The organism is Halobiforma nitratireducens JCM 10879 (assembly GCF_000337895.1).
In the GTDB taxonomy this organism is placed as follows: Archaea; Halobacteriota; Halobacteria; order Halobacteriales; family Natrialbaceae; genus Natronobacterium; species Natronobacterium nitratireducens.
Genome location: NZ_AOMA01000067.1, coordinates 13434 through 32753 on the forward strand (window position 1 = coordinate 13434; position 19320 = coordinate 32753).

A 19320-nucleotide genomic window follows, 5' to 3' on the forward strand; every position below is an offset into this window, starting at 1 on the left:
TCAAGCAAATACTTCCCGTTTACCCGCAATTCATCTCATAACACCCCCTACCGGGGGAGGGGAGCTCATTCTCTGAGAAAGGAAAAAGAAAAAGAGAACAAGAAAACAGTCCTCTCCATATTTCCCAGCCTTTCCACTTCCTCACTGTGTTCCTATTCGACTTCGATCTCTTCTCAATCTCTCTTTCGTGTTTGTGTTTCAGTTTTGTACTAAAGGGATTCAGAATCGTGTGTGTTAGTTTTGTTCACTAGTTTGTGCTGATGATCTTGATCACGTCGCTCTCCTCGAGTTCGTAGTCCTCGCCGACCTCCCGGTTCGATTTGGCGTCGACGGCGTGAAGATAGCCGTCGCCGATATCGGAGTGGACGGCGTAGGCCAGGTCGACGGGAGTCGAGCCTTCCGGAAGTAGGTGGGCGTCCGGCAGCACGTTCCCGCTGCCGTCGGACCACTTCGAGGCGTCCTCGACCGGGTACGCGGTCAGGTGATCGAGCAGGTCGTAGACCGCGTAATCGAGTGCGCCCTGAACGCCCGTCCCGTTGTACTCGGCCATCGTCTCGGCGAGGTCCTCGAGTGCACCCCGCTGGGCGTCGCTGACGTCGTCGCCGATCTCGAGGGTTTCGTCGCCGGGATCGTAATCGACGAGGTCGTTGTCCGCCGCTCGACGGAGTGCGAGTTCTCCCTCCGCAGTAGTTGGAATCACGGGCTTGTCGATCTCGAGCAGTTTCTCGACGTGTTCCTCGGGAGCGACGTCGATCTTGTTCGCCGCGACGACGATCGGTTTGGTCCGTTCCCGGACCAGGCGTGCGAGCTCTTCTTTGTGGTCGTCTTCCCACTGGATGGGGTCCTCGGGGTAGTCGAGTTCACGCAGGACGGTCGCGATCTGTTTCGGCGAGGCTCCGAACCCCGAGAGCATCTCCGAGAGGGCGTCGTCGATATCGAAGTCGGGCGAACGGGACTTGCGCTCGACTGCTTCCCAGTTGCGCTCGACGATATCGGCCAGCCAGAGGTCCATCTCCTCCTCGACGAAGTCGATGTCCTTGAGCGGGTCGTGCTCGCCGATGTCGACCGGCTCGCCTTTCTCGTTTGTCCCGCCGGAGGCGTCGATTACGTTGACGATTACGTCGGCGTTCGTCAGTTCGTCGAGAAACTGGTTGCCCAGCCCCTTCCCCTCGTGTGCCCCCGGGACGAGTCCCGCCACGTCGAGCAACTCGATGGGGACGTAACGCTTGCCGTCCTCGCAGTTGTCGGCGTTGCAGCGCTCGTCGCGCTCGAGACAGGGACACTCCGTTCGGGCGTAGCTTACGCCCCTGTTGGCGTCGATCGTGGTGAACGGGTAGTTCGCGACGTCGACTTCGGCCATCGTCGCCGCGGTGTAGAACGTGGACTTGCCGGCGTTTGGCTTTCCGGCAAGCGCGATCGAAAGCATGGGAAGGGGTAGCGCCGTCGTCTCAAATTGTCTTTCGATTCGGGAGCCGACGGTGTCGACCCTCCTCCTGAAGCGGCTGGACCACGAACGAGCCGAAACCGTTTGAGGCCTTGAAGCGAACGAATCGCGGGACGATATCTCTCACGCGTGGTTCGTTCTTCGTTCGCCGGAGCGTATCGACGACCACCGATCGGTCGCCACTCGTTTACCGATCGTTCCCAGCGTGTCGAAACTCGCCGACCCTCGCTGCGGATCGGCCGTAGCGCTGAACTTCACCCACTGGGATACTCGGATAGAATGGGAGGAGAGTCCGACGCTGGGGTCGAGCGATCTGGGAGGGGTTCGGAAACGGGAACGGGGAGGGGGTCCGACTCCGACGAACTCTCGATCGAACCGTTTCTCGAGGGGTCGACGATCGACGCCGACGGACGCATCGAGATCAGTATCTTCGTCTCGGGGAAAGGGAGGCTCGCGGAGAACGAACTCGACGTGTTCCTCAAACGATCGCGGATCGATCCCGGTGATCGGATCGAACTCGGGGTCTTCGCGACGGGAATCGACCGCGTCGAGGAGAACGAACTCAGCGTGTTTCACGGCCACGAGGAGGTGATCGACCTCGAGGAGCCGGGGCTCGTTCGCCGGAACGCCACGCCGGCCGATAGCGGCGACGAGGCAGCCACGACGGCCGATCGGGGCGGAATGGACAGCAGTCGCCTGACAGGGGAAGTGGCCGATCGCAGCGCCGACGGGGACTACGTCCACCCCGTCGTCTTTCCGGACGACGACGAACGGATCGGCGAGGAAACCGACTACGCTCTCGAGGGGACGACTCTCGACGGGAACACCGACGAGAATCCGGCGTACATCTTCGAACTCAACACGCAGGACGGAGCACCGCCGGGGGAGTACTCGCTGCCGATCGTGTTCACCTACCGCTCGCCGGACGGCGTCAAACAGGTCAAGAACGCACCGTCGGTTCGGATCAACGATTGGCGAGAACGGTTGGAGCCCTGGCTCACACGCGGGCTCGTCGGCGGGGTGGCTGTCCTCGGTCTGGTTCTCTGGCTGGCGATCCTGTAATCACAACGAATAGGGCTCGAGTCGGCTGGGGATCGGGAGCTATCGACGTCGCCGTTCCGTCGGTCGGACTGTGTTTCGTACCGGCAGGGCACGAACCGAACCGTCGTCGGCGTTTCGATGCCCAGACACGCGGGCGGCGAGGAACCCGGACGTATCGGTTCGGACTCGCGGCGAGACTTGAGTGTCTCTCCGAAAACACGATTCCGACGGGCGCGACGGCAACTGTCTGCTGCCAGGAGTCGTGACGGTGATCGTCTCAGAGTTCGACCGCCATCATCACCTCGTCGGCGTACCGCCCGTTGAGCTTGTAGTGGTCTTCGCGGACCGCCTCGGTCTCCCAGTCGTGGGCCTCGAGGAACTCGATAGCCTCCTCGTTGCTCGAGGGAACGCTGTTGTAGACCTTCTCGTAGCCGTTCGAGCCCGCCCACTCGAGCCCGCGGGCGAGCAGGTGAGAGCCGATGCCGTGGCCGCGATAGCCTTCGAGAACGCCGACGGTGAGCTCTGCGGTGTGGCTCAGTTTGTCCAACTCCGGCGCGTAGAGGTGGACCCAGCCGACCACCTCGTCTTCGACCGTCGCGACGAAGAACATCCGCGACTCGAGTTCGTTGTGTCGCAACAACGCTTCCTCGCGATCGATTTCGTCGGCGACGGTCTCGGCGACGATGTAACTTTTCTCCTCGGCGACCTGCCGGATCGCGCCGACGATCCCCGAGAGGTCCTCCTGGCGGGCCGGCCGGATGTGAAACTCCAGCTCCTCGCTTACGTACTCCTCCTCGGCACCGGCCTCGATCGTCACGCGCAGTTTCCCGTCGACCTCCTCGAGTCGCTCGTCCCGCTTGAGGATCGCGACGTGGTGGCGGAACCCACTGGGATCGATCCCCAGGTCCTCGCGGGTTTCGTCCGGATCGGCGGCCCCGTGTCGCTCGACGTACTCGTAGATGCGTTTCCGGTCCTCGTGCCCGAACTCGAGTGTTTCGCCGATTGACATGGTATGTTATACCAGACCACAGTACTTAGTCCTTCGCTCGGCCCGCCCTGGGACTTAATAGACGAACAGGTAAATCCCGCCGACCTTGCGGATTCGCTCCGTCTGGACGGATGCGTGGGAAGCGTCGGTGGAGGAAACCCCGCCATAGACGTCGCCCGGCGCAGGATGAATGATCGAACCGGAGCTCGTCGTCGCCGGATTCGCCCTCCTCGGAACGGTAGCGCTCGGTCTGGTGGTTCACGAGTGGACCCACGCTGTGGTGCTCCGACTCGGCGGGATCGACTACGCGATCGCTTACGCCCCGAATCGCGGCCCCGGCGTGCTCGGGGTGCTCGCGAGCTGTCCCTGGGCGGTCGTGCGGCCGAGACCGACCGGACGCGAGCCGGCCTGGGTCCTCCGGTGTGCCGCGCTCGCCCCGCTCGTGCTCGCCGTGCCGGTGTTTCTGGTCGGGGTCGCTGGCGACGGTCGCCTCGCCTCACCGATGGCGACGGCGATCGCGATCGGCTGGCTGGCCTGTTCGCTTCCCAGCCCGCAGGACTTCTCGGTGGCTTTCTACGCCCATCGAGCACTCGAAGACCGACGCCGGAGGATCGCCGCGACGCCGTCATCCCGCGCCGACTGACGGTCGCCGGGTGGCGTCGCCGATCCCGATACGCATCGTTTCCGGACTGGTTTTGCCCTCGATCGTTACTCCGGAAGACGGTTCGGGGAACCCGAAACTACATACTGTCGAAGTGTGATCCTACGTCACACAATGCAAGGGGGGGACACTGGAGTCTGCGGTCACGGAACGGTCCGAAACTCGTCGTAAATCGATCGCTCCGGGGACGGACGCGACCAGCCTGGAACGGGCGCTCGGATCGGTGAGTGACCGATGATCGCCGAATCGACGGTTTTCCTCGCCTCGAGCGCCGTACTCGGCGTGCTCGCACTCTCGTATGCAGTCTGGACCAGCCGACTTCCGGCGTCGGTTCGCCGGTACGGGGGTGCCGTGGTGGTCGGGACCGCCAGTATGAGCGTCGCCTACCTTCTCATGGCAGAGGGTTTCATTACCGTCCAGACGACGGGGAGAGAGCAGTCCGTCGCACGGTTTCTCGGGTACACCGTCGCCTGGGCAATGTTCGCGTATCTTCTCGGGGCCGTCTCGAACACCGGCCGACGGTACACGGCGGCGCTGCTCGTCTCTATTCTGTGGATGCAGTGGGCGGCACTCGTCTCCTGGATCGTCGCCGGAACTGCCGAGACGCTCGTCTCGGTGAGCATGGTCGCAGCGCTCGCAGCTATCGTCTCCCTGCTGTTCGGTCAGTTCACCCGACGAGCCCGGCAGACGACCGGCAGTCGATTCCTCCTCTTTTCGAAGCTCAAGTACCTGACTGTGCTCGGCTGGACCGGGCTGGTGACCGCCGCGGTCGTCTCCGAGCAGAACCTCGCGCTGGTCGATATGTTCGTCGGACAGGCGATGGTGACGTACATCGACGTCGTCCTGCTTGCGGGCCTCGGCGGTATCGTCCTCCGACACGTGGACGCGCTCGAGGAGACCGCTGCCGGAGTGGTCGATGGCGGTGATATCGACGGCAACGGTGGCCACGACGACGGGGGCTCCAGCATCGATTCGGAACCCGGAGTCGCGGACTGATCACGGCCGACGAACGAACCCTCGTCTCCTCGGACGCTCTGTCGAGCCTAGATCGGTAGCTCGGGGTCGATCGACGGGAACGAAAGAACGGCGGGTCGTGGCCACACAGCCACGGGTAGCCACGACGCCGCTCGAGCACGAGTGTTCCACCGGCACTCACAGGTTCGTTCGGATGCGATGCGTCGGGGCGTCGGCGGCTCGCCGACACTGACACCAAGGACACGTCCAATAATAAATTTACTCGTTGGCGCAACTACGTCACTAAATCTCAATATGGTTGACGATCGGGGACCTATGTGGCATATTCTGTCGAAAAACTCGAAAATACTTCCCAGAGTACGACCCGGAGTAGAAGAGCGTCAGAACGAACGGGTACCCCGAGCGAAGGACCATGCTCGAGTGTCACGTCGAACGCGTCGTCGAGGCGGAAGCGATCGGCCTCGTGACACTGCTCGGCGCGGAGACAACGTGACGAACGATCGCCCAATCCAGAGTCAGAGGTCGATCCCGACCGGAGAGAGGCGGTCCGACAGTTCGGCGCTGATGAGCGCGGCGTGGCTCCGACGGAGCCGCTCGGACAGCGCCTGATGGGAGACGTCGAGTTCGGCGGCCAGTTCCTCGAGTGTGATCTCCCGTGGCACGTCGAAGTATCCCAGTTCGTGTGCAGCGACGACCGTCTCGTACTGGGTGTCGGTCAGCGGCGACTGCTCACGATCGAGGTTTTCGGGGCTGTTGATGCGCGTGACCTCGACCTCGAACTCGTACTGTTCGAACAACCCGTGACTCTGTGAGACCGATTCGCGGTCGTGATAGAGCAACTGCAGGGACCACCGATCGTCCCGCCCCTTGGCTGCCAGGATCGCACCGTCGTTCTCACGGACGATCTGCTGAAACAGTTTGAATCCGTCGTGGAACGCGAGTCGGTACAGCCACTGTCGCTGTTGGGCGGCATCGACGTCGACGTTCCCGTCGGCGACGGTGGGGCTGGCACTGCCGCCTCCGGTCGGCTCGTTTCCGTTCCCTCCCCCGTTCGAACGTCGGTCGTTCGGCCGGCCGGCAGTCGGACTCCCGCCGTCCGCTTCGCGGTTCGGCACGCCGGCCCGTCCTGGAGTCGTCGACGGCGACCGCGAATCGGTAGACGCACCTGCGACTCCGGCTGGCCCGTCGCCCACGTTCGCGATCACGTCCACCGAGGGATCAGTCTCGAGCGCGCGGTCGACGGTACGCCGATCGGGGCCAGTCAGCCGAACCAGCGGTGCGGAGCCCCCGACGAGCCCGCCGATTCGGAACTCGAACGTCGACACGCGGTCGAACGTACGGGCGAAACCGAGCCGTGCAGCCGGAGCCTCGAGTTCGACGACCGTCGTCATCAGAACAGTCCACCACGAATACGTATAGACGAATTTTGCTTCCGGTAGCCTTTCCCGCCACCCAATCGCGGTGAGAGTCACCTCGAGCCGACGGTTGTGCTCGGTGACCGATCCGACGAAAATAATAAACCGTCTCACACCTGCGTGGGGACCACGGTCGGCGAAAACGAAACGACCGAGTGGTCGCCCTCGACAGCGTCACACATGGAGTCGTTCGTTGCCGACAACCTCGAGTACTACGCCGAAACCCAGGGCGTGCTTCCGAGCCGCCTCGAGGAGTTCGGCGAGACGTACCGCGAGCAAGGCTATCTCACGCGGGATCAACTCTACGACATCGCCTACGAGTCTTCGACTCGCAGCGCCTACCACGTGGAGACGAATCCCGACGAGCGGTGTCGAACGGTGACCGAGAACGTTCTCGCCGTCGACGACGATTTCTCGAAGGTCCAGCTGCTGACCGGGCTCTCGGGGTTCAAGGCACCGACAGCATCCTGCGTGCTCGCCGCGTACGACCCCGAGCGCCACGCAGTCGTCGACACCCGGGTGTGGGCTTCCCTCGAGCGGCTGGACTACCTCGAGGGGCGCAAAGAGTCGTTCGACGCCGACGACTACGTGACGATGATCGACCCGATTCGAGACATCACAGCGGAGACGGGATACAGCGCCGCCGAAGTGGGGTACGCACTGTTCGCCTACGACGACAAGGTTCGGGAGGGAACGCTACACTGACGGCCACGGACGAGACGACCCAGCTATTCGATTCGCAGTTCGCCGCTCCCGTCGCCGTCGCCAGCGTCCTCGTCCCACTCGAGTTCGAACTCGATACTCAACTCGCCTGGACTGTCCGTCGGACCCTCGCGTTCGGCTTTCACCTCGAACGTCGGCCGGGCTGGCGGCTCCATCGTCACCGACTGGTCTCCCGCCGAGAGGGAGATCGGCTCGCCGGCCTCGAGGTTGTCGGCGACCTGTCGGAGATACGCGGCGATGTCGGCGCGGTCCTGGCTGCGTTCGGTCTCGAAGAGGACTTCTTCCGGCATACTCCTCTCTACGTGACGGGTCGATATATACTCTCGCCACGGAACTGGTCGGGGATAGTTGCTCTCTCGGGCTTTCGCTGCGAAGGAGAGACGAATTACGAACCGTCGCGAACCGTCGCGAGTCGTCGCGAACCGTCGTGAGTCGTCGCGAGCCCCGAGACGCCACCGACGTGGTCAGTGATGTCGCGACCGCGGGTCCAGTACTTCGACCGGGTGGACCGCGTCCCGGGCAAGCAGGTCCTCGAGTTGGTCCTCACAGGAGGTGCCGCTTGCCACGACCAGCCGGTCGCTCGCTTCGGGCGTCGTGAACTGGTCGGCCAGCCGGTCGCCGACGTCCATGCTCAACTCGTAGTACTGCTCCTTGTAGCCGAACGAGCCGGCCATTCCACAACACTCCACGTCGCTCTCGAGGACGTCGTACTCGAGGTCCTCGAAGATCGCACGCGTGTACCGGTCGAGACCGAGGGTCCGTTGCTGGCAGTGGGAGTGATAGGCGAGGTCCGGCCCGCGCTCGCCCGTTCGCAGCCCCTCGCCGTCGGCCCCGTTCTCGAGCAGCCCGTAGACGTACTCGCAGACCTCGTAGCTCCCCTCGCGTAGTCGTTGGGCGGATGCCTCGGGGAGGAACTTCTCGTACTCCTGGCGGAACATCGCGAGGTCGCTGGGTTCGATCACGACCACGTCACGGTCGGCGTCGAGGTGTTCTGCGAGACCGCTGAACACCCGACTTGCCTTCTCGTCGGCCGTATCGATCATCCCCTGAGAGAGCGGCGCGCGCCCGCTTCCGGGAACGTCCGGAATCCGGACGTGGACGTCCAGTGCCTCGAGGACGCGAACCGCGGCCTTCCCGCGTTCGACGTCGATGTAGTTGGTGTAGGTGTCGGGATAGAGAACCGCTTCACGCTCGGCGTTGGCGGCCGAGACGCGCGGGCCGCGGGCCTCGAACCAGTCGACGAGCGTCTGCCGTTCGAATTCGGGGAGTGGCCGGCGACGATCGACCCCGACGGTCTTCTCCATGAGCGTGCGGACGGGACCGAGCTTCGTCGTCCAGTTCGACAGCGGTGCGGTTGCGGAGGCGAGTTTCGCGAGCGTCTCGTAGTTGCCAAACAGCCGCTTCTGGAGGTCGACGCTGCCGGGCTCCTCGTCCGGGGTGAGCCCCTCGACGAGGAAGTCGAACTGGCCGTCCTCCTCGCGGTTGATCCGGTCGCGGACGACGGTGTTGATCCACGGGATGTCGATCTTGACGGGACAGGCTTCGACACAGCGCGAACAGCCGGTACAGAGGTCGTTGAACTCCGCGGCGCTGTCGGTTCCGTGGACGCCGGCTTCCCAGCCCGTCGCGATGCCACCCGAGTACGTCTCGCCGCCGAAGGCGTGGCCGCCGACGGACTGGAAGTTTGCGCAGGTGTTCGCACAGGCCGAACAGCGGATACAGTAGAGGGTTTCCCGGAGGTGCTCGTCCTCGCGCATCGCCATGCGGCCGTTGTCGACGAGCACGAGGTGAAACTCGCGGTCGTCGTCGCGGTCGGCGAACGCGACGTCCGGGTCATCGACGTCGACGACCGGCGAGTCGACCGGCGGGGTCAGCAGGGAGACGTAGGAGGTGATGTCCTGGCCCGTCCCGGAGCGGCCGATCAGTTCGATGAAGGGTGCCAGGTCCTCGACGGAGGGAACGATCTTCTCGACGCCCGCGACCGCGACGTGGGTGTCGGGTACGACGGCCGTCTTCCGGGCGTTGCCCTCGCTGGTTACGAGCATGATCGAGCCCGAGTCAGCCGTGACGAAGTTCGCCCCAGTCATCCCGATGTCGGCGTCACGGATCAGCTCCCCGAGCTGCTCGCGGGCGAACATCGTCAGCTCCTCGGCTGTCTCGAGCGGTTCCTCGGGATCGAACTGGGCGTTGAACAGGTCGGCAATCTCCGCTTCGGACTTGTGGATCGCCGGCGCGACGATGTGAGAAGGGGCCTCGTCGGCAACCTGGAGGACCCACTCGCCGAGGTCGGTCTCGACGACGTCGACGCCGTCTTCCTCGAGTGCTTCGTTGACCTCGAGTTCCTCGCTGGTCATCGACTTCGACTTGACGACGCGGTCGGCCGCCTGCTCCTCGGCGACCTCGCGGATGTACCGGTTCGCGTCGGCAGCGTCGTCCGCGAGGTAGAGCGTTCCGCCGTTTTCCTCGACAGTCTCCCGCAGCTCCTCGATCAGCTCCGGCAGTCGCTCGATCGCGTCCTCCTTGATCGCGCGGGCCTCGTCTTTCAGCTCCTCGTACGCCTCGAGGTCGGCGACCGATTCGTAGCGACCCTCGTTGAACCCGATCGTGTTCTCCTCGACCGCTTCGCCCTCGGTCTCGAGGAGGTGACGGATGCGCTGGGCTTTCGTCTTGCGGGCGTCGCTGCTCATGCCTTCCCCCCGTTAGCTGCGGCAGCGTCGTCGTCCTCCGGGCCCTCCGTGTCGGTCGACCCGTCCTCGAGTAACACGACGTGAACGTCTTTCGGACCGTGTGCTCCCGTCACGAGCGCGCCCATGTCGGCGGTCGCGCTCGGGCCGGTCGCGACGATCGCGCTCCTGCCCGCTCGCAGTTCGGGACCGAGCCGTTCGATCGCAGTGGGCATATCCGCCACGAGGTCACTCTCGCGGAGGACGGGCACGTGTAACTCCGGGAAGAGACTCACCGGCTCGCTCCCTTCGGCCGTCGACGGGAGTACGACGCTGCCGTAGTCCGCGATACCGAGCGACGCTGCGGTGACGCCGGTCGTCGCCGTCTCCAGTGTCTCGGGCGTCGGCTCGTCGTCGACCCAGTCGGGAAGCGACGCCGACGAAAACGGGAGCGGCGTTCCGACGACCGAATCGGTATCGTGGCCGTGCTCGGTGACGACGGTCTCGAGGCACTGGGCGAACTCGTCGTCGGGGTCGATACGAGTAATCGAGACCTCGAGGGCCGCGAGCGTGGCTTCGAATCGCTCGACGGGTGACGGTGATTCGACGCTCATTACGTGGTGGTTCGAGTCCGCGCATTTGTCTGTTCTGTTCGGGGGAGACTCGTTGACACTGATCGAGTAGTGCCGTAGCGACGTGGGCCGTTGTGGCCTGCACTGGATATCTGTGGTCGGCCGTTGGTGATCCGCCGGAAGGCAGCGGGCTGTTCTGCTCGCGCTTCACGGGGTTTGGTGGTCCAGTCGGAGAGTGGCGGCGTTTCAACGACGAGCCACCTCGTCCGACCACCTGGTTGTACAATTGGGCACGTTAAGGTCATGGTCGACCAATATGTATTAAAATATTACAAAGAATGCGGAAAGACTCCGATAGATATACGGTACCATACCATCGAAATTCGTTCGATGGCGGTTCCTCTCGACCCACTGGACGATCCGAGGCAGGACGCAGAGGGGGATAAGTACGATATCGAACGGAGGCGACGATGACGAGCCTCGTAGAAATCGGGGCCGCGCTCGCCCCGCTCGTTATCGTTGCCGTGCTTCTGGTCGGGTTCCTGTGGCCGGCCGAGCGATCGATGCCAGTCGCGTGGCTCGTCGCGGCGGTCGTCGCCTTCGCGGTCTGGGACATGCCACTCGAGTGGATTATGGCGGCGAGTATCGGCGGGGCACTCGCCGCAATCGAGATTCTCTGGATCGTCTTCGGCGCGCTCGTGTTGCTCTACACGCTGATGCGCTCGGGGGCGGTCGACCGGATCAACGAGGGGTTCGCCTCGATCAGCGAGGATCGGCGCGTCCAGGTCGTGTTGCTCGGGTTCTTCCTCGCGACGTTCATCGAAGGCGTCGCCGGGTTCGGGACGCCCGCTGCCGTCGTCGCGCCGCTGCTACTCGCGCTCGGGTTCCCGGCGCTTGCCGCCGTCATCGCGGCGCTTGTCGGCCACGCCGTCGCGACGGTGTTCGGTGCGGTCGGCACGCCGATCATCGTCGGCTACGAGCAGCCGTTAGAGAGCGTCGAGCCGACGATCGCAGCCGAGGGGATGACTGTCGGGGCCTACTCCGCCTCGGCCGGTGCCTGGGCCGCCGTGTTCAACGCTATCCTCGGCGTGTTGATGCCACTCTTTGCCGTCGGGATGGTCGTCTACTTCTTCGGTGATCCAGAAGAGCGGTCGCTGGCTCCGGTCACGAGCGTCGTTCCGCTCTGTCTGTTCTCCGGGGTCGCGTTCGGGGTCCCGTACGCGTTGACGGCCTGGTTCATCGGCCCCGAGCTTCCATCGCTGTTCGCCGCGATGGTCGGCGGAGCCGTCGTCGTGTCCGTGCTCCGTGCCGGCTATCTCGAGCCCGACGACACCTGGACGTTCCCGCCCCGCGAAGAGTGGCCCGACTACTGGGTCGGCACCATCGAACCGGGGAGCGACGAGACCGACGCCGCGATGGGTGGCGAGGAGTCGATGTCGCTGGTGCGTGCCTGGTCGCCGTACGTGATCCTCGTCGTCCTCCTGATCGCCACTCGCGTGATCGAACCTATCGCCGACTTCCTGCAGGGCGGCCCCATCGCTGCCCTCGATACCGGTGTCGGCGAGTTCTCGATCGGCCCGGCCCTCGAGTGGTCGGCGATCCTCGGCACCGAACTCGGCGGTGCGGTCGACTGGGCCTACGTGCCCGGCACCTGGCTCGTGCTCAGCGCACTGCTTGCGATCCCGCTGTTCCGGATGGACACCGATCAGGTCGCCGGCGCGTGGCGGGAAGCCGGCAGCAAGATCGTTTCGCCCCTGATCGCGCTCGTGTTCGTCATCGCGATGGTCGAGATCATGCTCGAGACGTACTCACACGTCGAAGCAGATGTCGTGGCAGCCGCCGCGGTACCCGACGGGAGCATGATCGTCGTCCTCGCGGAGGCGACCGCCTCGGCGATCGGCCCTGCGTACCCGATGATCGCGCCGGCAGTCGGCGCGCTCGGCGCGTTCATCGCGGGCTCGATCACGGTCAGTAACATCACGTTCAGCGCGTTCCAGTTCGAAGTCGCCCAGACTCTCGGAATGCCGACACAGCTGCTTGTCGGCGCACAGTCGATCGGCGCTGCGATCGGGAACGTCATCGCGATCCACAACGTGATCGCGGCACTGGCGACCGTCGGCCTGGTCGGGAAGACCGGACGCGTGATCCGACTCAACCTCATTCCGCTCGCTTACTACCTGATCGGGGGCGGGCTCCTGACGACGCTGTTCGTCTACGTGCTGTTCCCGACGGTCTTCTGACCGTCCGCGAGAGCGGCGGTCGACCTCGGGGCGGTTCGCTGGCCGATACGGCCGTTCGGCGACAGCGACGATCTCGCCGTAACCCGTGTCCGTATCCGGCTCCGACTCCAACACCGAACCGACACACGAACGTACCGGAACCGAACGCGAATTACGTCCAACAGCACTCGCTGCTGTATCCGACTGCCGACTCGACACTGCCATATGACGATCACACCACCCACACGCGGAGACCCAGCGGACGATCCGAACGCCGACTACGACTACCGTAGCGACGATGTCGAACGACCCGACCTCGTCGCCGAACTCGAGCGTCGCGTCACCGGCGACGTGCGGTTCGACTCCTACTCGCGACAGCTGTACGCCACCGACGCGAGCATCTACGAGGTGACGCCGATCGGCGTCGTCTTCCCGAAGACGACCGCCGACGTCGCCCGCGTCGTGACTTACTGTGCCGACGAGGGGATTCCGGTCCTGCCGCGGGGCGGGGGAACCAGCCTCGCGGGCCAGACGGTCAACGAAGCCGTCGTCCTCGATTTCACGACGTACATGGACGATGTCGTCGAGATCGACCCCGACGAACGACTCGCGACCGCCCAGACTGGAATCTACCTCGAGTCGCTCAACGAGAAACTCGAATCGCACGACCTGAAGTTCGCGCCCGACCCAGCCTGGGGCGACAAGAGTGCCCTGGGCGGCGCGATCGGCAACAACTCGACGGGTGCTCACTCCCTGCAGTACGGAAAGACCGACGCCTACGTCGAGGAAGTCGAGGTCGTCCTCGCGGACGGTACCGTCACCACCTTCGGCGAGGTCGACATCGACGACCTCCCCGAGTTAGCCGACGGCGACGACCTCGAGGCAGCGATCTACGCAGAGGTCGCACGGATTCTCGAGGAGAAAGGCGACCTCGTCGAAGAAGTGTATCCGGACCTCAAGCGAAACGTGTCGGGGTACAATCTCGACTGGCTGGTCGATGATGCACGAGGCACCGAACGCGGTATCGGCGAACCCGACGCCGAGGGCGGCACGGTCAACCTCGCGAAACTGCTCTGTGGGAGCGAGGGGACGCTGGCGATCGTCACCGAAGCGACCGTCTCGCTCGAGACCGTCCCGGAGGAAAAGAGCATGGCGTTGCTGGCCTACGATACAGTGCTCGATGCGATGGACGACGTCGAGCCGATCGTCGAGCACGACCCCGCCGCAGTCGAGGTACTCGACGACGTGATGATCGACCTCGCACGGGAGACGCCCGAGTTCGCCTCGGTCGCGGAGATGCTCCCCGAGGGGACCGCCGCGGTCCTGATCGTCGAGTTCTACGCCGACGACGTCGCGGACGGCAAACGAAAGGTCGCGAACTTGCTTGCCGACCGCTGTCCGGACGCCGATCCCGAAGGCGAGGCCGACGACGAGGACGACGACGCGCGGACGATTACCGACGCCGACGCCCTGGCGTTCGACGCCCTCGAGGCCTACGACGCCGACAGCCGCGCGAAGATATGGAAACTCCGCAAGTCCGGGCTCCCGATCTTGCTTTCGCGGACGACCGACGAGAAACACGTCGCCTTCATCGAGGACACCGGCATTCCGCCGGAGAACCTCCGGGAGTTCGTCGCCGACTTCCAGGAAGTCCTCGAGGATCACGAGACCTACGCTAGCTTCTACGCCCACGCCGGCCCAGGCGTCCTTCACATCCGTCCGCTGGTGAACACGAAGACCCAGGGCGGACTCGAGGCGATGGAGGCGATCACCGACGACGTGACCGACCTCGTCGTCGAATACGACGGCTCCGTTTCGGGCGAGCACGGCGATGGCCGCGCCCGCACCCAGTGGAACCGGAAACTGTACGGCGACGAGATGTGGGAGACGTTCCAGGAGCTGAAGACGGTGTTCGACCCGGACTGGCTCCTGAACCCGGGACAGGTCGTCTTCCGCGAGGAGAACCCGACGGACATGACGGAGAACCACCGGTTCGGCCCGGACTACGAGTTCGACGCCGGCTTCGAGTCGAACCTCGAGTGGCACAACGACAATGGGTACCAGGGAATGGTCGAACTCTGTCACGGCTGTGGCGGCTGTCGCGGCGAGCAGTCGACTACCGGCGGCGTGATGTGTCCGACGTTCCGTGCCGAAGACGAGGAAATTCTCTCGACCCGCGGGCGTGCGAACGCCCTTCGTCAGGCGATGAGCGGTGAACTCGACGCCGACGAGCAGTTCAGCGACGAGTTCGTCGAGGAAGTGCTCGACCTCTGTATCGGCTGTAAGGGCTGCAAACACGACTGTCCAAGCGGGGTCGACATGGCCAAGATGAAAGCCGAACTCACCTACGAGCACCACAAACGCCACGGGACCTCGCTCCGGGACCGAATGTTCGCCAACTTCGAGAGCCTGGCGAAGCTCGGCTCGGCGACCGCGCCGCTGTCGAACTGGGCGACGAAAGTGCCCGGAAGCGGCCTCATCGCCGAAAAAGTCCTCGGCATCTCCCGCGAACGCGACCTGCCGACGTTCCGCCGGAACACCTTCGCGAAGCGGGTCGCCGACCACCGACCGGCGGTCTCCCCGACCGAGGCCGACCACAAGGTCGTCCTCGTCCCCGACGTCTACACCAACCACGAGTACCCCGAGGCCGGCGAGGCCGCACTCGAGGTGCTCGAGGCCGCCGGCGTCCACGTCGAGATTGCCGATCCGCGCGATGTCGGCCGACCGGCATACTCGAAGGGGATGCTCGACGAGGCAGCCGAGAACGCGAACGACACCGTCCACGCGCTGTTGCCGTACGTCGAGGACGGCTACGACGTGGTGTTGATCGAACCGTCCGACGCCGTCATGGTCCAGTCGGACTACCTCGATCTCTTCGACCACGATGAGGTCCGGGCCGTCGCGGAGAACGCCTACGGCATCTGTGAGTATCTCGACCGGTTCGATCTCGATCGCGAACTCGCGTTTGCCGCCCCCGACGATCACCTCGCGTACCACGGCCACTGTCACCAGAAAGCCCACGCGAAGGATCACCACGCGGTCGGGGTTCTCCGCCGGGCTGGCTACGCCGTCGATCCCCTCGACTCGACGTGCTGTGGGATGGCCGGCTCCTTTGGCTACGAAGCCGAACACTATTCGATGAGCATGGCCATCGCAGGCGTGCTCTACGATCAGGTCGACGAGAGCGAGGGCGACCGCGTCGTCGCCCCCGGCGCGTCGTGTCGCACCCAACTCGAGGATCGACCCGGCGAGACCGCGGAGCCGCCGACGCCGATCGAGGTCGTCGCCGAGGCCCTCGAGGGCGGAGGCGTGGCCGGAACTGGGTCCGGGTCAGGGTCCGGAGCCGACGGCATCGGCCGCTAACCACCGTCCTCGGCTCCTCTCGTATCTCGAGTATCTCGACGGTCGACTGGTGCCCGACCTGCTTCCTCGGTCGTCCGTACGCTTGCTACATTCGAAACGACAGCGAAGCCGATCAATCGGGTCGGTCCGGCTCGATTTCGCTTCTGACGATGACGACGTCGTAGGTTCGCTCGGCCGCGACGGTCGCACCCACGCTGCTGATGTTGTTCACGATCCGGCCGGCGTTTTCGCTCCCGATGAACACCATCGAGGCGTCGACCTCTCGAGCGACCCGTCGAAGGCGCGTCGCGACCGTTCCCGGCGACGCGTATCGATCGACGACCACGTGTCGAAAGTTCGCCTGGGGTACCGTATCGACGACGTCTTGGTGAACCCGGGACAGCACCGTCCGCAACGAAAACGATTCGTCGTCCTCGAGCCAGCCCTTCTCGTGGGCGTACTCGGCGTTGCCCTTCGGGACGACGGTTACTGCGACCACGTCCTTCTCGAGGACTGTGCTGAATCGATCGGCACGCAACAACGCGGCGCGGGATAGCGCCGTCCCGTCGAACGGGACGACGAACGTCATCGCCCGATCACCTTCATCGCGTCGTGACGATGTCGTTTCGGTATCGGTGCATCCGTCTTGGCGCTCTCGAATCGTGTTCGGATCATCCTGGTGTGGGTGGTCGGACGTGGGCTTCGGTCGATCGGTTCGATGTGTCGCGGCGAGTTCGAAGGGACGGAGTCTCCGGACTGCGGTGTCGGGCGACGGTGTCGTCGATCGCGTTCATGCGCGAGCGTCGGCATCGCGGTCGTCGGTCGTCGCCTCCGCGATCGGCAACCTGACGACGAAAATCGCCCCCCGCGGCTCGTTGTCCTCGACCCAGACTTCGCCGCCGTAGTCGTCGACGAGTTCTCGGACCAGGTACAGGCCGATCCCGGTGCCGTCGCTTCTCAACCCCTTTTCGCCCTTGCCGAAGATTTCCTCCTTCTGAGAGTCCGGAACGCCAGGGCCGTCGTCCGCGATCCGGACGTGGACGTACCCGTCCTCGCGGTTCGAGTCGATCGTGACCGTCGGCACCGACGTATCGTTGTGCTGGATCGCGTTTTTCAGGAGATTCCGAAACACGGCATCGAGCATGTCGTTGCCGACGACCTCGACCGACGGCAGCGGTTGCTCGATCGTGACCGCAGCGTCTGGATAGGTCGAGCGAATCTCCGAGAGCTGGCGCTCGAGGGTCGCATCGAGTGCGATGCGCTGACTCTCGACCTCCGATCGGAGCATCACGTCCGCGAGATCGCGTGCAGTCGCCGTGAGTTCGATCGCGTTCTCGGTGCTTTCCCGGACGATCTCGAGGTGGTCTTTGCCGTCCTCGTCGACTGTTCGCTCCAGCATCTTCGCGTAGGCCTGGACGAGCTGGAGATCGTTGCGGATGTCGTGGCGAACGACCTGGTTGAGCACCTCGAGGTCGTCACGCTGCTCTTCGAGCTCCCGCTCTCGTTTCTTGCGTTCGGTCACGTCCTTGAAGACGACATCGAGGTACGTCTCCCCGTGTCGCTCGCGGCTGATGACGGTCACCTGTCCCCAGATGGTCCGGCCGTCGAGCGTCTCGAACGGGTGCTCGAACTCGACCGAGCCTTCCTCGAGCACCCGTTCGAACGATGGGGTGTCGTCGTCGCCCCAGAAATCGGCGACGGATATCTCGAGAAGCGCCGATTTGCTCTCCGCACCGGAGAGTTCGACCAGCCGCTCGTTGGCGTCGAGGATCCGGCCGTCGCCGGTCGGATCGAGCTGACAGACGCCGATCGGGAGCTGTCGCCAGAGGCGTTCGTAGCGTTCCAGTTCCCGGTTGCGCTCGGTCCGCTCGGTGATGTCGCGGGCCATCGTGATGAACCGCCGTTCGTCGCCGGCGTCGAAGTCGGTGACCCACACCTCCACGGGATACGTCGTCCCGTCGGCACGCTGGTGGACCCCTTCGAGGGAGAAGGTCTCACCGGCCGACAGCGATTCCCAGCCGTCACGCAGCGTCTCGGGGTCGATCCCGACCGCTATGTCGAACACACTGGTTCCGATCAGTTCGTCCCGCGAGTAGCCAAGCAGCTCCGTGGCCGCGCGGTTCGCGTCGGTGATCGTACCGTCAGCGTCGTGGACGATGATACCGTCCGGAGCCTCGTCGAACAGCCCGCTGAGCCGGCGTTCACGACGCTCGAGGGTCTCGACGTACTGTCTACGCTCGAGTTCGTACCCGACGCGTTCGGCCAGGGCCTCGACGATCGACCGCTGGAGTTCGATCTCGAGATCGTCGCGGGGTTCACGATCGGCGAAACAGAGCGCGCCGTAGCAGTCGTCGTCGACGGTCACGTGTGCCCCGACGTAACACCGGAGCCCGAACCGTTCGAACGCCGGATCGTCGTCCCACCCCTCCGCGAGCGCGTCCTGGAGGACGATCGGTTCGTCGGCCTCGAGCGTGTGTCGAGAGTACGTCTCCTCGAGTGGGTCGACCGCGCCGGGGTCGATAGCAGCGTGATCGCCGACGGCTGCGAGTATCTCCTGGGAATCGCCCTCGATCCGCGTCGCGTAGCCGATCGGATAGTCGAGCTGTTCGGCCGCAGTCTGCAGGAGTCGACCGATCGTCTCGGCTGCATCCCGATCGGGGTCGCCGTCGACCCGCTGTACCGCCCGCAAGGCCTCGGTCGCGCGCTCGAGTTGCTCGGTTACCGCCCGGTCGTCGACCGGTTCGTCCCGTTCGACGGACGACGGCCCTCCGTCGATCGCCTTCGAGGCGACGGCAGTTCGAACGCGGTTCAGGAGGACATCGGCACGGCTTCGGATGTCGACGGCTCTGACGAAGGCGGTCACGTCTGACTCGAGCAGCGAGGGCGACGGTGCACCCTCGGTGACGGCGACGATCGCCGGCTCGCCACGAATCCCCTCGAGCCGGATCGACGGCTCGTCGTCGGTCTCGACAACGGCCTCGGCCGCCATCACCACGCAGTCGATACGCTGGTCGGACTCCGTCTGTGAGCCCGCGAGTCGTCCGTCGACGAGATCGGCCGACCGCACCCGAACCTCCCGTTCCGACAACTGCGATTGAGTTGTCGGTGGAACGGCATCCCCGACCGTCAGTACCTCGAGCGTCCCCCTCATGCCTACCAGTACCGACGTTACGAACAAAAATCTAGTAGTTTCTTCTCGGCATCCAAGAGGCCGTGAAGTATTTCCATAACGTGTGTTGAACGAATAGCTGTACTGGTTATTCGATTCGAGAAAGAC

Annotated in this window: 14 protein-coding genes; 6 read left to right on the plus strand and 8 right to left on the minus strand. The window is 64.4% G+C overall.

The window, feature by feature from the left end; genetic code table 11:
- Positions 1-247: 247 nt before the first annotated feature.
- On the minus strand, positions 248-1426 hold the full coding sequence (locus tag C446_RS06050; protein ID WP_006672194.1) for a redox-regulated ATPase YchF: 1179 nt from the start codon (positions 1424-1426) through the stop codon (positions 248-250).
- Positions 1427-1723: 297 nt separating this feature from the next.
- Here C446_RS06050 and C446_RS06055 point away from each other — a divergent pair, with 297 nt between their 5' ends.
- On the plus strand, positions 1724-2506 hold the full coding sequence (locus tag C446_RS06055; RefSeq protein ID WP_006672195.1) for a hypothetical protein: 783 nt from the start codon (positions 1724-1726) through the stop codon (positions 2504-2506).
- Between the two features lie 256 nt (positions 2507-2762).
- Here C446_RS06055 and C446_RS06060 read toward each other — a convergent pair whose 3' ends face one another.
- Entirely contained in the window at positions 2763-3494 is a 732-nt protein-coding gene (locus C446_RS06060) for a GNAT family N-acetyltransferase (protein WP_006672196.1), read from the minus strand.
- A gap of 169 nt (positions 3495-3663) precedes the next feature.
- Here C446_RS06060 and C446_RS06065 point away from each other — a divergent pair, with 169 nt between their 5' ends.
- Positions 3664-4116 carry a hypothetical protein gene (locus C446_RS06065; protein ID WP_006672197.1) on the plus strand — a complete coding sequence of 151 codons (453 nt, stop codon included), beginning with the start codon at positions 3664-3666 and terminating at the stop codon, positions 4114-4116.
- A 252-nt stretch (positions 4117-4368) separates the two neighbouring features.
- Positions 4369-5130, plus strand: coding sequence for a bacteriorhodopsin (locus C446_RS06070; RefSeq protein ID WP_006672198.1), 762 nt, complete (start codon positions 4369-4371; stop codon positions 5128-5130).
- A 494-nt stretch (positions 5131-5624) separates the two neighbouring features.
- Here the strand turns inward: C446_RS06070 and C446_RS06075 are convergent, their stop codons facing one another.
- Positions 5625-6500: a helix-turn-helix domain-containing protein gene (locus tag C446_RS06075; RefSeq protein ID WP_006672199.1), complete on the minus strand. Its 876-nt coding sequence runs from the start codon at positions 6498-6500 to the stop codon at positions 5625-5627.
- 204 nt (positions 6501-6704) lie between these two features.
- Between C446_RS06075 and C446_RS06080 the strand changes: the two genes are divergently transcribed.
- Positions 6705-7229 (plus strand): hypothetical protein, encoded by a 525-nt coding sequence (locus C446_RS06080; protein ID WP_006672200.1) that lies wholly within the window; start codon positions 6705-6707, stop codon positions 7227-7229.
- A gap of 23 nt (positions 7230-7252) precedes the next feature.
- Here C446_RS06080 and C446_RS06085 read toward each other — a convergent pair whose 3' ends face one another.
- From C446_RS06085 to C446_RS06095, 3 genes are all read right to left on the minus strand, one after another.
- Positions 7253-7537, minus strand: coding sequence for an amphi-Trp domain-containing protein (locus C446_RS06085; protein WP_006672201.1), 285 nt, complete (start codon positions 7535-7537; stop codon positions 7253-7255).
- Between the two features lie 174 nt (positions 7538-7711).
- Positions 7712-9934, minus strand: a complete 2223-nt coding sequence (locus C446_RS06090; protein WP_006672202.1) for an LUD domain-containing protein — start codon at positions 9932-9934, stop codon at positions 7712-7714.
- Positions 9931-10524 carry a LutC/YkgG family protein gene (locus C446_RS06095; RefSeq protein ID WP_006672203.1) on the minus strand — a complete coding sequence of 198 codons (594 nt, stop codon included), beginning with the start codon at positions 10522-10524 and terminating at the stop codon, positions 9931-9933. Before C446_RS06095 ends, C446_RS06090 begins: the two co-directional genes overlap by 4 nt.
- Positions 10525-10952: 428 nt before the next feature.
- Between C446_RS06095 and C446_RS06100 the strand changes: the two genes are divergently transcribed.
- Positions 10953-12722 (plus strand): L-lactate permease, encoded by a 1770-nt coding sequence (locus C446_RS06100; protein ID WP_006672204.1) that lies wholly within the window; start codon positions 10953-10955, stop codon positions 12720-12722.
- Positions 12723-12926: 204 nt separating this feature from the next.
- Complete coding sequence (locus C446_RS06105; RefSeq protein ID WP_006672205.1) at positions 12927-16064, plus strand: FAD-binding and (Fe-S)-binding domain-containing protein; 3138 nt, start codon at positions 12927-12929, stop codon at positions 16062-16064.
- A 112-nt stretch (positions 16065-16176) separates the two neighbouring features.
- Here the strand turns inward: C446_RS06105 and C446_RS06110 are convergent, their stop codons facing one another.
- Both C446_RS06110 and C446_RS17860 read right to left on the minus strand, forming a co-directional pair.
- Complete coding sequence (locus tag C446_RS06110; protein WP_006672206.1) at positions 16177-16632, minus strand: universal stress protein; 456 nt, start codon at positions 16630-16632, stop codon at positions 16177-16179.
- A gap of 201 nt (positions 16633-16833) precedes the next feature.
- The gene (locus C446_RS17860) at positions 16834-19194 is read right to left on the minus strand and encodes a PAS domain S-box protein (protein ID WP_006672208.1); all 2361 of its coding nucleotides are present in this window, start codon (positions 19192-19194) and stop codon (positions 16834-16836) included.
- Positions 19195-19320: the final 126 nt, after the last annotated feature.

Excerpts from the sequence above, each read along its gene's own strand:
- C446_RS06050 (WP_006672194.1), bottom strand. The coding sequence starts at position 1,426 with ATGCTTTCGATCGCGCTTGCCGGAAAGCCAAACGCCGGCAAGTCCACG.
- C446_RS06055 (WP_006672195.1), top strand. The coding sequence starts at position 1,724 with ATGGGAGGAGAGTCCGACGCTGGGGTCGAGCGATCTGGGAGGGGTTCG.
- C446_RS06060 (WP_006672196.1), bottom strand. The coding sequence starts at position 3,494 with ATGTCAATCGGCGAAACACTCGAGTTCGGGCACGAGGACCGGAAACGC.
- C446_RS06065 (WP_006672197.1), top strand. The coding sequence starts at position 3,664 with ATGATCGAACCGGAGCTCGTCGTCGCCGGATTCGCCCTCCTCGGAACG.
- C446_RS06070 (WP_006672198.1), top strand. The coding sequence starts at position 4,369 with ATGATCGCCGAATCGACGGTTTTCCTCGCCTCGAGCGCCGTACTCGGC.
- C446_RS06075 (WP_006672199.1), bottom strand. The coding sequence starts at position 6,500 with ATGACGACGGTCGTCGAACTCGAGGCTCCGGCTGCACGGCTCGGTTTC.
- C446_RS06080 (WP_006672200.1), top strand. The coding sequence starts at position 6,705 with ATGGAGTCGTTCGTTGCCGACAACCTCGAGTACTACGCCGAAACCCAG.
- C446_RS06085 (WP_006672201.1), bottom strand. The coding sequence starts at position 7,537 with ATGCCGGAAGAAGTCCTCTTCGAGACCGAACGCAGCCAGGACCGCGCC.
- C446_RS06090 (WP_006672202.1), bottom strand. The coding sequence starts at position 9,934 with ATGAGCAGCGACGCCCGCAAGACGAAAGCCCAGCGCATCCGTCACCTC.
- C446_RS06095 (WP_006672203.1), bottom strand. The coding sequence starts at position 10,524 with ATGAGCGTCGAATCACCGTCACCCGTCGAGCGATTCGAAGCCACGCTC.
- C446_RS06100 (WP_006672204.1), top strand. The coding sequence starts at position 10,953 with ATGACGAGCCTCGTAGAAATCGGGGCCGCGCTCGCCCCGCTCGTTATC.
- C446_RS06105 (WP_006672205.1), top strand. The coding sequence starts at position 12,927 with ATGACGATCACACCACCCACACGCGGAGACCCAGCGGACGATCCGAAC.
- C446_RS06110 (WP_006672206.1), bottom strand. The coding sequence starts at position 16,632 with ATGACGTTCGTCGTCCCGTTCGACGGGACGGCGCTATCCCGCGCCGCG.
- C446_RS17860 (WP_006672208.1), bottom strand. The coding sequence starts at position 19,194 with ATGAGGGGGACGCTCGAGGTACTGACGGTCGGGGATGCCGTTCCACCG.